The sequence below is a fragment of the Mammaliicoccus sp. A-M4 genome (genome assembly GCF_022386955.1).
Lineage (GTDB): Bacteria > Bacillota > Bacilli > Staphylococcales > Staphylococcaceae > Mammaliicoccus > Mammaliicoccus lentus.
On the sequence record NZ_JAJNHH010000001.1, the window covers coordinates 150,320 to 165,572 of the forward strand.

15 protein-coding genes are annotated in these 15,253 nt (G+C 32.4%); all 15 read right to left on the reverse strand.

The features are described from left to right. Positions 1-143 precede the first annotated feature (143 nt). Entirely contained in the window at positions 144-665 is a 522-nt protein-coding gene (pyrR, locus tag LQ682_RS00820; RefSeq protein ID WP_017000567.1) for a bifunctional pyr operon transcriptional regulator/uracil phosphoribosyltransferase PyrR, read from the reverse strand. A 206-nt stretch (positions 666-871) separates the two neighbouring features. Then, on the reverse strand, positions 872-1,795 hold the full coding sequence (locus LQ682_RS00825; protein ID WP_064204069.1) for an RluA family pseudouridine synthase: 924 nt from the start codon (positions 1,793-1,795) through the stop codon (positions 872-874). Then, a complete protein-coding gene (gene lspA, locus LQ682_RS00830) occupies positions 1,792-2,271 on the reverse strand; it encodes a signal peptidase II (protein ID WP_017000562.1) in 480 nt (159 codons plus the stop codon). Before lspA ends, LQ682_RS00825 begins: the two co-directional genes overlap by 4 nt. A 174-nt stretch (positions 2,272-2,445) precedes the next feature. Continuing rightward, positions 2,446-5,196 carry an isoleucine--tRNA ligase gene (gene ileS, locus LQ682_RS00835; protein ID WP_064204070.1) on the reverse strand — a complete coding sequence of 917 codons (2,751 nt, stop codon included), beginning with the start codon at positions 5,194-5,196 and terminating at the stop codon, positions 2,446-2,448. Positions 5,197-5,389: 193 nt separating this feature from the next. Beyond that, complete coding sequence (locus LQ682_RS00840) at positions 5,390-5,974, reverse strand: DivIVA domain-containing protein (RefSeq protein WP_017000559.1); 585 nt, start codon at positions 5,972-5,974, stop codon at positions 5,390-5,392. An 18-nt stretch (positions 5,975-5,992) separates the two neighbouring features. Beyond that, positions 5,993-6,766 (reverse strand): YlmH family RNA-binding protein, encoded by a 774-nt coding sequence (locus LQ682_RS00845; protein WP_239723706.1) that lies wholly within the window; start codon positions 6,764-6,766, stop codon positions 5,993-5,995. A gap of 78 nt (positions 6,767-6,844) precedes the next feature. Continuing rightward, positions 6,845-7,141, reverse strand: a complete 297-nt coding sequence (locus LQ682_RS00850; RefSeq protein WP_017000554.1) for a YggT family protein — start codon at positions 7,139-7,141, stop codon at positions 6,845-6,847. A gap of 12 nt (positions 7,142-7,153) precedes the next feature. After that, positions 7,154-7,732: a cell division protein SepF gene (locus tag LQ682_RS00855; RefSeq protein ID WP_017000552.1), complete on the reverse strand. Its 579-nt coding sequence runs from the start codon at positions 7,730-7,732 to the stop codon at positions 7,154-7,156. Between the two features lie 12 nt (positions 7,733-7,744). After that, on the reverse strand, positions 7,745-8,416 hold the full coding sequence (locus tag LQ682_RS00860) for a YggS family pyridoxal phosphate-dependent enzyme (RefSeq protein WP_017000551.1): 672 nt from the start codon (positions 8,414-8,416) through the stop codon (positions 7,745-7,747). 8 nt (positions 8,417-8,424) lie between these two features. Further along, positions 8,425-9,216, reverse strand: a complete 792-nt coding sequence (gene pgeF / locus LQ682_RS00865) for a peptidoglycan editing factor PgeF (RefSeq protein ID WP_017000550.1) — start codon at positions 9,214-9,216, stop codon at positions 8,425-8,427. Between the two features lie 60 nt (positions 9,217-9,276). Continuing rightward, positions 9,277-10,434, reverse strand: a complete 1,158-nt coding sequence (ftsZ, locus tag LQ682_RS00870; protein WP_017000549.1) for a cell division protein FtsZ — start codon at positions 10,432-10,434, stop codon at positions 9,277-9,279. Positions 10,435-10,462: 28 nt separating this feature from the next. Further along, positions 10,463-11,842: a cell division protein FtsA gene (gene ftsA / locus LQ682_RS00875; protein WP_017000548.1), complete on the reverse strand. Its 1,380-nt coding sequence runs from the start codon at positions 11,840-11,842 to the stop codon at positions 10,463-10,465. Between the two features lie 108 nt (positions 11,843-11,950). Continuing rightward, complete coding sequence (locus LQ682_RS00880) at positions 11,951-12,895, reverse strand: cell division protein FtsQ/DivIB (protein ID WP_239723707.1); 945 nt, start codon at positions 12,893-12,895, stop codon at positions 11,951-11,953. Between the two features lie 26 nt (positions 12,896-12,921). Continuing rightward, positions 12,922-14,271, reverse strand: a complete 1,350-nt coding sequence (murD, locus tag LQ682_RS00885) for a UDP-N-acetylmuramoyl-L-alanine--D-glutamate ligase (RefSeq protein ID WP_239723708.1) — start codon at positions 14,269-14,271, stop codon at positions 12,922-12,924. A gap of 1 nt (position 14,272) precedes the next feature. Then, positions 14,273-15,238, reverse strand: a complete 966-nt coding sequence (mraY, locus tag LQ682_RS00890; protein WP_017000545.1) for a phospho-N-acetylmuramoyl-pentapeptide-transferase — start codon at positions 15,236-15,238, stop codon at positions 14,273-14,275. Between the last annotated feature and the right edge of the window lie 15 nt (positions 15,239-15,253).

A 15,253-nucleotide genomic window follows, 5' to 3' on the forward strand; every position in this document is an offset into this window, starting at 1 on the left:
CATTCTCCTATTCAAAAAAAGATCCCTTTACAAGATATGCAAAGGGATCTATGTATACAGTTATACCTATACAAATATATACAGGTAGACTGTTACAAAAACGCTCCTTTGCCAGTATCTCGTACTGATTTAAAAGGAATTATTTAATTTAATGTTACTGCTGTTTTATCGTCAATTTCTTCTAGTTCTACTACTATTGATTCGTTAGAAGCAGTTGGTACGTTTTTACCAACGTAATCTGCTCTAATAGGCAACTCTCTATGACCTCTATCTACCAATGTAGCTAAGCTGATTTTTCGTGGTCGTGCATGGTCTAATATAGCATCAAGTGAAGCTCTAACAGTGCGACCTGTGTATAACACGTCATCGACGATAATAACATGTTTATCATTAATATCTACTTCGATATCAAATGATTTCACTTTAATTTGACTATGTTCTACATCATCTCGGTAATGTGTGACATCAATCTCGCCAGTTGGCACTTGCACATCTTCTATAGATTTGATTTTCTTTTCAATTCTATTTGCTAAGTGTACGCCTCTAGTTTTCACACCTAATAATACAATATCTTTCGTGCCTTTGTTTTTCTCTAAAATCTCATGTGACATTCTCGTCAAAGCACGATTGATTGCTGCATCATCCATAATCATTCTTTCAGCCATATTCAATCTCCTTCCACAAAAAAATACTCATGTCTTTAAGAAGACATGAGTATATACTGGTACCTTTAAAAAGGTCCACACGCACATATATGTCTTCTCAGCCTCTCAGGACTGTCTGTTAAAGACGATTTAATTGTTAAAACTATAATATCGTTTTTCTAGTATATTGTCAAAGTATATCTGAAATTAAACTAGTATTATTACAATTATTTTTTATCTTCTATTTTTCTTAACTTTTCTATTAACGCTTCGAAATATTCAGGTAAAGGCGCTTCTTTTTCGATATATTTTCCAGTTATAGGATGTTCAAATCCAAGTAACCCTGCATGTAAAGCTTGTCCGCCTAAATCTAAAGTTTTCTTTCTACCATACTTTGGATCCCCTACTAATGGGTAACCAATATGTTTCATGTGCACTCTAATCTGGTGTGTTCGCCCAGTTTCAAGCTGACAATTCACCAATGTATATTGGTCGAATTTTTCTATCACGTTAAAATGCGTTACTGCTTCTTTGCCATCATCAACGATAGCCATTTCTTGGCGCTCTTTTGGGTTTCTACCAATAGGCGCTTCAATAGTACCGAATTCGTGAGGGATATGACCATGTACTAAAGCAGTATATTCTCTAGTTACTGTCTTATCGACTAATTGTTCTACTAACCCTCTATGTGCAATATCATTTTTTGCTACCATCAATAAACCTGAAGTATCTTTATCAATTCGATGTACAATACCTGGTCTAATTTCTCCATTAATGCCTGATAAATCTGTTATAGCATACATAAGTCCATTTACTAAAGTTCCAGTATAATGTCCGGGAGCAGGATGTACTACCATTCCTTTAGGCTTGTAGACTACCGCAACATCTTTATCTTCATAATATATCTCTATGCCTAAATCTTCTGCTACTATGTCTACTTCTTCTACTACTTTTTCAGTAGCAACAATCGTATCATTCAATTTAGTTTTATAATTTGATTTTACGACTTTACCGTTTACCTCAACTAAACCTAATTTAATCCAATCTTGTATTTGACTTCTTGACCAATCTGGATTTAATTCAGGTAACAATTTATCAATTCTTACGCCCGCTTCTTGCTCTGTTTCTATTTTAAATTCAAACGTATTCAAGCTTTTTCCTCCTTGCCTTCAAATAAAATTACAATAATTAATACAATAACACCAATTGTTAAAGCTGCATCCGCAACATTAAATATCGGGAAATTATAACCAAATATATACGTATCTATAAAATCTACTACTTCACTTCTAAACAATCGATCTATAAAATTACCTATCGAACCAGCTATTAATAAACTCAGACCGAATTGGATTAATGGTTTTCCATAACCTTCGCTTTTAAAGAACATAATTAATATAACTAACACAACGATTGTCACAATATAGAACAACCACATTTTCCCTTGAAGAATACCCCACGCAGCACCTTCGTTCCGATGAGAAGTTATATATAAAAGATTTTTAATAACTTTTACAGAATCACCAATTTCTAATGATTTTACAATCATATATTTTGTTAATTGGTCTAACGCTATAATTATAACTATAAAAATACTCCATATAGGAATATTATAACCTTTACGCATTTATTGTTCACTCCAATCTTGATTATTTTACCACATAAACAGGTAGGTTTGTTAATCTGACAAATAATATTAAACATCTATTTTTATGTTATTACATTAAAAATACTCCTATTAAAGTGAAAACTTTAATAGGAGTATTTATTTACACAACAAATTGTTTTTTAAATTAAATGATTAACCTAAAGTTGCTACAACTGATTGACAACGAGGACATAAGTGATCTAGTCCATTAACTGAACCTAATTGATCTGAATAGTTCCAACAACGTTGACATTTTTCACCTTCTGCATGGTCAACTTTAACTTTAACTAATTCATATTCTGTACCTTCAGTTAATTCATCTACAACGTCAACTTTTGATACAATGAACAATTGATTTAAATCATTAAATTTACTTAAGAAATCAACAGTATCAAACTCAGATGAGTTAGATAAAGTAATATGCGCTTCTAATGATTTACCAATTACTTTTTCATTACGTGCTACTTCTAGAGCTCTGTTAACATCGTCTCTTAATTTCATGAATTGAGACCATTTTTCCATTAATACAGTATCAATTTCATGTGGTTCAGGCATATCTGTTAAATGTACACTTTCTTCTTCAACATGTGGAATATGACCCCAAATTTCATCTGCAGTATGTGGGATAATTGGTGCTAATAACTTAGTTAATTTAACTAATGTCTCATATAATACGGTTTGCATACTACGACGTTTTAATGAGTCTGCTTTTTCAATATATAAAATATCTTTACCGTAATCTAAGTAGAAATTACTTAAATCTACGTTGATAAAGTTTTGAATATCTTGATAGATGTCTAAATAGTCGTAAGCTTCATAATGTGATAATGTCTTACCGATAAATTGATTTAAACGGTTATGCATGTATTGATCGATTTCAAGCATTTCATCATAAGAAACACTATCAGTTGCTGGGTTAAAATCATTCACGTTTCCTAATAAGAAGCGGAATGTATTTCTGATTTTACGGTAAACATCTGAAGTTTGTTTTAAAATTTCATTAGAAATACGAACATCAGCCAAGTAATCAACACTACTCACCCATAGTCGAGCAATATCAGCACCCATTTGTTTAACAATCTTATCTGGTACGATAACATTACCAAGAGATTTACTCATTTTTTTACCTTCACCATCCATTACAAAACCGTGTGAAAGTAACATTTTATATGGTGAAATGCCTCTAGTTGCTACTGAAGTTGTAATTGAAGAGTTAAACCAACCTCTATATTGGTCACTTCCTTCAATATAAATATCAGCTGGGTAAGATAATTCAGGTCTAGTTTCAAGTACTCCTCTGTGCGTAGATCCTGAATCGAACCAAACATCCATAATATCTGTTTCTTTAGTGAATACACCGTTAGGACTACCTTCATGTGTAAATCCTTCAGGTAATAAATCTTTAGCTTCTCTTTCAAACCAAACATTAGATCCATGTTTTTCGAATAAATCAGCAACATGATTAATTGTTTCTTCTGTCATGATGATATCGCCATTTTCAGAATAGAATACAGGTAATGGTACGCCCCAAACTCTTTGACGAGAAATTACCCATTCTCCTCTATCTCTAATCATGTTGTATAAACGTGTTTTACCCCAATCAATTTTAAATTTAGTTGTATCAATTGCATCTAAAATATCTTGTCTTACTTTACTAATTGAAGCGAACCACTGCTCAGTCGCTCTAAAGATAACCGGTTTTTTCGTACGCCAGTCATGTGGATACGAATGTGAGAAGAATGATAGTTTTAATAGTGCTCCAACTTCATCTAATTTTTCTGTAATTGTTTTGTTTGCTTTATCATAAAATTGCCCTGCGAACTCTCCTGCTTCTTCTGTGAAAACACCTTTATCATCGATTGGGCTAATTACACCTAAATCATATTTTTGTCCGATAACATAGTCATCTTCCCCGTGTCCAGGTGCGGTATGAACACAACCAGTACCTGCGTCTGTAGTTACGTGATCGCCTAAAATTACTAATGATGTTCTGTCGATAAATGGATGTTGCGCTGTAACATATTCAAGTTCAGAACCTTTAAATTCTTTTTCACGAACAATTGTTTCTTTATTCCAGTCTAAATCTTCACAAACAGCATCTAATAACGCTTCTGCTACTACATATTTTTTACCTTCAACATTTACTTGTACATAAGTAAGTTCAGGATTAACAGCAATTCCTAAGTTTGATGGAATTGTCCATGGAGTTGTTGTCCAGATAACGAATGATGCATCTTCATCTACAACCCCTTTACTATCAACTACTTTAAAAGCTACATAAATAGATGGTGATTTTTTATCTTTATATTCAATTTCAGCTTCTGCTAAAGATGACTCACTTGAAGGTGACCAATAAACTGGTTTTTTACCTTTATAAATTAAACCTTTAGCTGCCATTTCTCCAAATACGCGAATTTGAGCTGCTTCGAATTCAGGTTTTAAAGTAATATATGGGTTTTGCCAATCACCATTTACACCTAAACGTTTAAAGTCAGATTTTTGTACTTCGATTTGTTCAAGCGCAAACTCTTCACATTTTTCACGAAATTCTGCTACTGACATTTCTTTACGCTTAACACCTTTATTTGTTAATGCTTGTTCAATAGGTAAGCCATGTGTATCCCAACCTGGAACATAAGGTGCATAATAACCAGTCATTGCTTTATGACGAACAATAAAGTCTTTTAAGATTTTATTCAATGCATGACCCATGTGTAGATTACCGTTTGCGTAAGGAGGTCCGTCATGCAAAATAAATGGTGTTTTACCTTTATTTTTTTCTAAAATTTTATTAAATAAGTCTTTTTCATCCCATTCAGCTTGAATTTGAGGTTCCTTATTTGGAAGTCCACCTCTCATTGGGAAGCTTGTTTTTGGCATAAGTAACGTGTCTTTGTAGTCCATAAGTTTTAATCTCCTTCAATTATTAAAATAAAAAACTCTAAGTTGAAATAATAGGGACGAAGTAATCGCGGTACCACCCTTATTAACTCAACTTAGAGTTCACTCATTAACTATATATAATTTTATGAAAAGGTGATACCTAAAGAAATTATTCGACTAGGCTTTCACCATCCCTAGCTCGCTTCTACTATAATTATTCTTTAGACGCGTCCTCATCACTATCTATAGATTGATTATTAATCTTCTCTTGATTATTTTGTTCTTCTTTTTGCAAAATGTCAATATTTTCTTCAGTAACTTGTTGTTGATCAATATCATAATTTAATAAATAATCCCAATCATCATTCTTCAACAAATCAAGTTGCGCTTCTACTAACATACGAAAACGAGATCTAAATACTTTAGATTGTCTCTTCATATCTTCAGTTTGGAAGCTTATTTTACGTGCTTTTTGTAAAGCATCATTGATGATAATATTAGCTCTACCTTCTGCTTCTTTAACTATAGAATCAGCTTTTAGCTCAGCGGAATGCTTTGTTTGTTCGCCTGCTTTTTGAGCCTGTAATATTGCTTCAGAAATTGTGTTTTCGACCGCTCTAAAACGATTAATATTTTCATCTTTATCATCTATTAATGTTTGTAATTGCGCTTTTTCTGATTTTAATTTTTCTATTTCATCGCTTAATGATTCTAGATATTGACGTACTTCTGACTCATCTAAGCCTTTATGCACTCTACTAAATTCTTTTTGTTTAATATTTTCTGGGGTAAATGCCATCAGTTTTCCTCCTTAGCACTATTTAAACAAAGTACGATATGTTATACGTAATTTGCCTTTTTTTGATTCACCGTTATTGGCTACAATCTTAGCACGACCGTATCCTTTTATCGATAGTAAATCATTCTCTTCGACTAAAAAGTCTACTCTTTCAATCTCTCTATGATTGACTTTTACACGTTTACCTTCTATGAGTTTCTTACTTAGCGCTCTACTTGTATTAGTTATATGCTTTACAATTACATCAAGCCTCATAGCACTCACAGTTGTATCTCGTGTAACCCAATTCTCATTTGATTGTATCATATTTTGAAAAGGAATAGAACTCAATTTGATTCCTGCACCTTTAATTTTTGTTAATTCTAACATAATATATGATTCAAATCTTTTTGTCAAAACAAATTGTATTTTTTCGTTAACAATAATATCACCTAATTGATTACGATCAATTCCTAGAGACATTATCGTTCCTAATATATTTCGATGTGTTAATGTTACAAACTTAGTTGGATAATTAAGTTCGATTAATACTATTTCAAAGTCTTCTTCTTCTGGAGTGAAGTAATCAGGAGCAATTATTGCACGCTTTCTTTCAGCCTCATTACTTCCGCCAAAATAATGGACTCTTAATCCTTCAAAACTACCAACTATTGTATCTAAAATGTATTGTTCTCGAGGGTCTAAAAAGTCCGTAAGAACATGTTGATAATTTCTTTCTGCTATTTCACATTTATTAATAAATAAATCAATTTCTTCTCTTTCTTCTTTTCTAAAATGTTGATAGATATCCATTGTTACACCTCTAAATATATATAAAAAAAGGATGGACGCATTGTCCCATCCCATTACACTATATCATTCATGTTAAATTTACAGGATTGGTACTACAGGTACAAACATATTGAATACGCTTATTAAACCTACATAGAATAAACTTAAAGTAATAAAAGCCACAATTGAAGATATGTCTAACATACCTAGAGGTGGAATTATTTTTCTGAAAGGTTCTAAAAACGGTTCATAAATCTTACCTAAAAATTGTCCTATAGCTCCTTCTCTTAATCCAGGTAACCAAGATGTTAAGAAGTAAACAATCATACCATATTGATAAATTTTAACAACAAACAATACAAATCCTAAAATTGTACTTAATAATCCGCTATCCATATACTATTTCCTCTATTCTTGATAAGGGTCAACTTGTTCAATTTGTTCTGTGATTGATCCAGCAACTTCAACATTATCAGGTGTGCACAAGAAAATATCTGTCCCAACTCTTCTAATGTCACCGCCGATAGCATAAACTGTTCCACTTAAGAAATCGATTATTCTTTTAGCAGATACTTTATCTATTCTTTGTAAGTTTACTAGTGTTGTTCTTCTATTTTTAAGTTCATCTGCGATATCTTGTGTATCAGAAAATACTCTTGGTTCAAACAAGCACATTTTTGAATTTTGCGCAAAATCCATATTACCACCCATGCTCACCACATTTGTTTGAGATGAATTTGTACGTTTTTCACTCATGGCTTCTTTCCTTTCAGGTTTATTAAAATCACGTGAACGTTGTGATTGATATCTTGTTGTATTATTCTGTTGTGACGGTACACTTTTTAAAGTATTCTGTGCTGTTTTCTTTTTCTCTTGAGAGCTTTGTTCTTGCTCGGGGGCTCTACTTTGCTCTTGACGTGGTTCTTCGTATACTTCCTCTTCATCATCTACTATGAAGAAACCTTTAAACACATCTTTAATAGCCATAATTTACACTCCTTATTCACCAACTAATTTTGTACCAATTCGAACATATGAAGCACCTTCTATTATTGCTTCATTAAAATCATTGCTCATGCCCATAGATAATTCTGTACATGGTGCATAGCTTAGATTTAATGATTGTACTTTATCTTTTAACAGTCTTAGTTGTTTGAAATATTGTCTTAATTTTTCTTTGTCTTCGGTTAGTGGTGCCATAGTCATTAAACCAACAATTTCAATGTGTTCAAAATTTTCCATTTCTTTAATAAAAGGAATGACTTCTTCTGGTGACATACCGTGTTTAGATTCCTCACCTGAAACATTAACTTGAACAAAACATTTAACTTTATGATTGGCACGTTTTTCTATTTCTTTTGCTAATTTCAACCTATCTAGTGCGTGTAAGTAATCGATGTCATCAATGACTTCTTTTACTTTTCTTGTTTGCAGAGACCCAATAAAATGCATAATTGCATCATCAGGAAGTTGCTTTTTCTTTTCAATGAAACCTTCAATTCTATTTTCACCGAAATTTCTTAAACCAGCTTGATAAGCTTCTATAGCTCGGTCTATTGTAACATATTTTGTAACAACAATCACTTGAGGTGATGTTTCAAAACTTGATTCTTTAGTACTGTTACGAATTTGTGACTCTATATCTACTAAATTTTCTTTTACCGATTTCAAAATTATACCTACTTTCTACCTATAAATGCAAGCATTCTTCCAGTATTTCCTTGTTCTACTCTATAGGAAAAGAACTTATCTGTTTCACTAGCTGTACAATGATTTGTCTTAACGATATGTTCTGGTTTTACACCATAAAATATAGCTAACAATTCATTTGCTCTTTTCAAATCTATACCATGTTTATTCTGACCTCTATTTTCAATATACAAAGATGAATCAATTGGTAAAGACTTAAATTTATTGTAAATATCATCGTTAATTTCATAACTATTTGAAGTTGAAGGACCGATAACAATTCTAAGGTTCTCAATATCACCTTTATAGTTTTCAATCATCTCTTTAATGATTTGCGATTGAGTTCCTCTCCAACCTGCATGACAAAGTCCGACATACTCGCTATTCGTATCATACAAATAAATTGGTACGCAATCAGCAAAACACATTGTCAGTAAAATATTTGATTCATAAGTGTATAATCCATCTAATCCATATAACTCGTTAGTAAGCTCTGATATATTTTTACCTCTATCTGATGATTTAACTTCTTGAATTTTATTTTCATGAGTTTGGATTGGAAACACCCATGAATCACACGAGAAGCCAATCTCATCAGCTAATACTCTTTGGTGTTTTGTAATATTCTCTGGATTATCATCTATATAACGCGCCATGTTAAAAGCATTATTTGGGTAAGGACTGTGACCGTCAGTTCTTGTTGTGATCCCAATTGTTAAATCAGGTCTTTCTTGAACATTATATGATAAGTGGTGATTTTGCTGACTAAATATTTCTTCCATGTTATCTCTCCTAATAAAAAAAGTCATCAGGACATATGCCTGATGACTTTTAAAGTTCATTTATCGTCTAGAGCGTCTAGAACGTCTATCTTCTCTATTTCGAATGAAACTTGGAATATCACTATCATCAGTTGATTCATTTGCAGCAGGTTTACTTTCAAATGAAGCTTTTCTATCTAGTGACTCTCCTTCATCTCTTTTGGAAGGTGCTTCTGTAGTTCCACCAAATGCTCCGCCACCTTGAGGTTTGCGCGCACTAGAAGGTTTATCATTAAAACCTGTTGCAATTACTGTAACGACTAATTCGTCTTGTAATTCAGGATTAATAACTGTACCAAATATCATGTTAACATCTTCGTCAGCAGCATCTTGAACGATATCAGCAGCTTCTTGTGCTTCGAATAGAGATAGTGATTCTCCACCCGTAATGTTCATAAGGACACCTTGAGCGCCTACGATAGATGTTTCTAATAATGGAGAAGAAATTGCTTTCTTAGCCGCTTCAATTGCTCTATTTTCACCAGAAGAAACACCGATACCCATTAATGCTGAACCTTGGTTAGACATAATCGTTTTTACGTCTGCAAAGTCTAAGTTTACTTCACCAGAAACAGCGATTAAATCAGAGATACCTTGTACACCTTGACGTAATACATTGTCTGCTTCTTTGAAAGCTTCCATCATAGGTGTAGATTTATCTACAATATCTAATAAACGATCGTTAGGAATAACGATTAAAGTGTCTACTGAAGCTTTCATAGATTCTACGCCAGCTGCAGCTTGTGTTTGACGTTTGCGACCTTCAAAGCTAAATGGACGAGTAACAACACCAACTGTTAATGCACCCATTTCTTTAGCAATTTTAGCAACAACTGGTGCAGCACCTGTACCAGTTCCGCCACCCATACCTGCAGTTACGAATACCATATCTGCACCTTGAATAGCATCTTCTATTTGTTCACGAGATTCTTCAGCAGCTTTTTTACCAATTTCTGGGTTAGCACCTGCTCCTAAACCACGAGTTAATTTTTCACCAATTTGAATTTTTGATGACGCTTTAGATAAGTTTAACGCTTGACCATCTGTGTTAATAGAAATAAATTCTACATTATTCATACCATGGTCTATCATACGGTTTACAGCGTTGTTACCGCCGCCACCAACACCAATTACTTTTAAAGTAGCTAAATGATTAAATCCTTGCTCAAATTCTAACATTTATTATCCTCCTAATCTTTATGACCCATCAATCAAATAACGATTTCATTAATTTCTTGAATACACTTGGCTTCTCTTCTTGACTATCCGAATCATAATCAGCTTCGGAGTGATTGTCGTTACCAGAACTTGAAGCTTTTGTATCATTATTTTTGTCTTTGTTTTGTTTTTTCTTAAACCATTGTTCATAAGGTTTTGCTTTAGATTCTTGATTTACTTCATCATAAGTTTCTTCTTCAATTGTATCCGCATCATAATTATTCATTGTAACATAATCTAGTAGCTCATCAAAGACAATTCCACTAGATATGGTAGAGATACTTGACGTAAATTCTGGTTTGCGAATTCCCATTTGAGATGGTGTGTGTATACGTACTTTTTCGTTCACCATATCTTGTAATAATTCTTTAATTCCTAATAGATTTGAAGTACCGCCAGTTACGATAAATCCACCGTTAACATTTGTAATACCCATATCTTGTAATAAATCAAAAACATCGAAGAAAATTTCTTCCATTCTTGATTCAATAATTTCACTTAATTCTTTTTGAGTAAATTGTGCGTGACCTTCTTCATTGATTTGCTCAACACTGAAAACATCTTGATCAGATGCTGAGTCATAGAATGAATGACCATATTGTTGTTTGATTTTTTCAGCGTTGTCATATGTAGTATTTAATGCTTTAGCAATATCTGTTGTAATGCTTCTTCCTGCCATTTCAATTGTATCCGCATCAACAAGATTGCCTCGTTCATAGAAACCTACTTGAGTTAAATCTTCACCTATATCAATGACACAAGCGCCTAACTCAACTTCTGTTGGCGATAAGATTGACTGATAATTATAAGCATCTGAGAATACTTCTAATACATCTACACCACATGATTCTACACATTTAATTATATTGATTAAAAGTGATTTAGATGTTGCAATCACACCAGCTTCAACCTTCAATGATTGTGTAGCAACCATTTCTTTAGGGTCTGAAACTTCATGCAAATCATCTACTATGAATTTCATTGGGAATACCCCAACAACTTCGGTTTCAGGTACGTCATTCAATCCTCTTATGCCTTCTAAGACAGATTCTATGTGAGCACCATCAATCTCTGTTTCCGTTCCTTCAAATGGTATTTCATATTTTTCATCATATATTTCCGTATTTACGATAGGCATTTTTAAGAAAACTTCTTTAATGTCTACTCCAGAAGCAATCGCCGCTTTTTTGATTGTATCTTTAATTGCTTGCTTAGCAATATCAAAATCATCTATACAACCATTTCTTATTCCATTTGTAAACGTTTGCCCTGTACCTATCACGTTAATGCCATTATGAAATTTTTCTCCTACAATTACTTTTACACTCGATGAACCTATATCTAAACTAATATAATAATGTTCCTCCATCGATAGGCACCTCCTCTAAGACATGATAATCTAATTTACACTATTCTTAGTTTACATGATTGATGTTTTAATGTGAACTAATAATAGGTTTATTTGTTGAATTTTTAGTTAATCTGATGATTTTTCTGTTGATTTTGGTTCTTCATCAGATTTTTCTAGTTCTTTTGATAAATCTTGTAATGCTTGATCTAACTTTTGTTGCTCAGATTTTGTATTTTCTTCTTGTTCACTTTCCTTATTTGCACGCTCTTTTTGTTGTTCTTTAGATTCATATGGTAAGAATGTAGCACCGACTTGTAAATCAACAAAACCTGGTGTTTTTAATTCTCCAGTATTATCTCTCTCTAATTTATCAGATATGCTAGGATAATAGTTAATTTTATTTGCAAAAGTTTGAATATCTCCAACAACTTCTACATTATCTGTCATAAACATTTGGATTCTATTTTGATTATTTTCACCTGGTTTATAATTAATTTCTGAAATCATTGATTTTACTTTAGGTTTTACTTTCTTTAACTCTGGTACAATTTTGTTTAATTTTTTAGAAGTGAAGTCATTTAAAATCGGAACATCGATTGGTAAATCTGTTGATAATTTTTTGATAGTAGAACCGTTTTCCAATAGTGGTTCATACCCTTTTTTATTTTTGATTAAGCCTATTGTTTCATATTCTTTAACATTTACGATTAAATCATTAGGAAAACGACGCTTTATTTCAACATTTTTAATACCTTCGATTTTTTCAATCTTAGATTTCATTTCTCTCATTGGCAAATTATAAATTCTAGAATCAGATTTTATATTTAATGCTTTTTCGATATCTTTTTTAGCAACAAGCTTTTCACCATTAATTTCTACTTTATCTACTTTACTGATATCCGTAAACATATATAAAACTACTAACAAGACAAGGAGTATAACACCAATGAATACGCCTAATTGAATTTGTCGTCTACGCTTTCTTTTTGTTTTTAGACTTTTAAGGTGTTTATCTTCTGTAGCCGTTTCAAATTGTAAAATATCTTCATTTTTATCAGAACTCTTACTCACTGTTGTCACTCCTTATAACCATTTTTCTAGAATGAAGGTAAATGTTTTTGGAAACTCTCAATAAATTCATCTCCACGTGCTTCAAATGTATCGTATTGATCCCAACTTGCGCATGCGGGAGATAATAATACAACATCATTAGATTGAATATGATCTTGTATTAAATCAACAGCACCTTTAACATCTTTAGCTTCTAGTACTTCTTTACCTTGACTTGCACCTAAAGTTTTTAATTTACCTTTTGTTTCACCAAAAGTGACCATTAATCTAACTTTATCCATATAAGGAATTAAATCGTCGAAATCATTACCTCTATCTAATCCCCCACATAACCAAATAATTGGTGAATTAAATGAGCTTAACGCAAATCTTGTTGCTAATGTATTTGTAGCTTTCGAATCATTGTAATATTTATTACCTCTGTTCGTTCCTATGTACTGTAGTCTATGTTTTATCCCAGAGAATGTAGTAAGGGTATGAACTATAGACTTGATATCTACTCCGGATATAATAGAAGCGAGAACTGCTACTAATACATTTTCTAAATTATGCTTACCAGGTAATACGATGTCATTCGTGTTAATAATACGCACACCATTATATACTACATAATCGTCTTTGATGTATATCCCGTTTACCTCTTGTTCTGTTGAAAAATATAAAATCTTTGATTTAATTTCATCTTTGTCAATAAGATGTCTTTGTTCATAATTAAATATTAGATAATCATCTTCAGTTTGATTTTTAAATATATTCTTTTTAGCATTTTGATACTCTTCTAATGAACCATGATAATCTAAGTGAGCTGAATAAATATTTGTAACAATTGCAATATGAGGCCTGTATTCAACCGTTCCTAGAAGTTGGAATGACGATAACTCAGTAATTAGGTAATCATCTTTCGTCACATCTTGTGCTACTTTCGATGCTACAACACCTATATTGCCCGATACTTGGCCTTTCACTTTGCTGTTTCCAAACATATCACCAATTAGTGAAGTAACTGTAGTTTTCCCGTTTGTTCCTGTGATACCAATTATAGGCGCTTCAGAAATATAATAACTTAACTCAATTTCCGTTATGATTTTTAAATTTTTATTTAATGCCTCTTGTAATAAAGGAATTTTATATGGGATACCAGGGTTTTTAACGATTAATGGATTATCATCCAATAAACTCAGTGGATGTTCACCACTAATAACTTTAATCCCATCATTTACAAGCTCCAATGCATGTGGATTGTTCGTTAAATCTTGTCCATCATTTACTATAACGTTTGCACCTAGTTTCTTACAAAGCTTAGCACTTTCATATCCACTTTTTGCTAACCCTAAAATCAAGACGTTCTTATCTTTCAATCCAGTATATGGCTTCACTTTACATCACTCCAATCCATAGACCTATAGCCCCTGTAATGATACCAGTAGCCCAAAATACTAATACAACTTTCCATTCACTCCAACCTACTAATTCAAAATGATGGTGCAATGGACTCATTTTAAATATTCTTTTCCCAGTAAGTTTATACGAAGTTACTTGTAGCATTACAGATAAAGTTTCAATAACGAATACAAAACCGATCAATAATAAAGTAATTTCTTGATTTAACATAATAGAAATAGTTGCAAAGATACCGCCTAATGCCAAGCTACCTGTGTCACCCATAAATACTTTTGCTGGATACTTATTATAAATTAAGAATCCAATTAAACTAGCTAACATCACTAAACAGAATAACCCTATTTCTGGTTTATCTAAAACAAATGACAATATTGCATAAAATGCAAATGCTATAACAGATAGCCCAGTCGATAAGCCATCTAACCCATCAGTTAAGTTAACAGCATTACTAAATCCTACTTGCCAAAATATAATAAACACGATATAGAATACTGATAACGGTAATGACCAATCAGTAAACGGTATATTAATCGCTGACTCAAATTGATAATTTGGTAACGCAACACTGACAATATAAAATATTACAGCTATTGCAATTTGAGCTAAAAACTTCTGTTTACTCGTTAAGCCTTGGTTATTTTTTTTAACGACAATTATATAATCGTCTATAAAACCAATCAGTCCAAAGCCTATTGTGACAAATAATAATAAAATTAGTGGTCCGATTTGGTCAGCGAAAAATAATGCAATAACCGTCACTACAATGGTAGAAAGTAAAAATGTCAATCCGCCCATTGTTGGTGTGCCTGTTTTTTTCATATGACTTTGAGGACCCTCTTCTCTTATACTCTGCCCAAACTTAAGTTTTTTAAGTGTGGGGATAAGTATTGGTACAAGAATCAAAGTCAATAAAAACGCAATGACAGGTAGCGTAAAATTCATAATAGTTCACCTTTT

What these genes read in the sequence shown, in the direction of transcription:
- pyrR (WP_017000567.1), bottom strand. Translation starts at nt 665, where the DNA reads ATGGCTGAAAGAATGATTATGGATGATGCAGCAATCAATCGTGCTTTG.
- lspA (WP_017000562.1), bottom strand. Translation starts at nt 2,271, where the DNA reads ATGCGTAAAGGTTATAATATTCCTATATGGAGTATTTTTATAGTTATA.
- ileS (WP_064204070.1), bottom strand. Translation starts at nt 5,196, where the DNA reads ATGGACTACAAAGACACGTTACTTATGCCAAAAACAAGCTTCCCAATG.
- LQ682_RS00840 (WP_017000559.1), bottom strand. Translation starts at nt 5,974, where the DNA reads ATGGCATTTACCCCAGAAAATATTAAACAAAAAGAATTTAGTAGAGTG.
- LQ682_RS00845 (WP_239723706.1), bottom strand. Translation starts at nt 6,766, where the DNA reads ATGGATATCTATCAACATTTTAGAAAAGAAGAAAGAGAAGAAATTGAT.
- LQ682_RS00850 (WP_017000554.1), bottom strand. Translation starts at nt 7,141, where the DNA reads ATGGATAGCGGATTATTAAGTACAATTTTAGGATTTGTATTGTTTGTT.
- LQ682_RS00855 (WP_017000552.1), bottom strand. Translation starts at nt 7,732, where the DNA reads ATGGCTATTAAAGATGTGTTTAAAGGTTTCTTCATAGTAGATGATGAA.
- pgeF (WP_017000550.1), bottom strand. Translation starts at nt 9,216, where the DNA reads ATGGAAGAAATATTTAGTCAGCAAAATCACCACTTATCATATAATGTT.
- ftsZ (WP_017000549.1), bottom strand. Translation starts at nt 10,434, where the DNA reads ATGTTAGAATTTGAGCAAGGATTTAATCATTTAGCTACTTTAAAAGTA.
- ftsA (WP_017000548.1), bottom strand. Translation starts at nt 11,842, where the DNA reads ATGGAGGAACATTATTATATTAGTTTAGATATAGGTTCATCGAGTGTA.
- mraY (WP_017000545.1), bottom strand. Translation starts at nt 15,238, where the DNA reads ATGAATTTTACGCTACCTGTCATTGCGTTTTTATTGACTTTGATTCTT.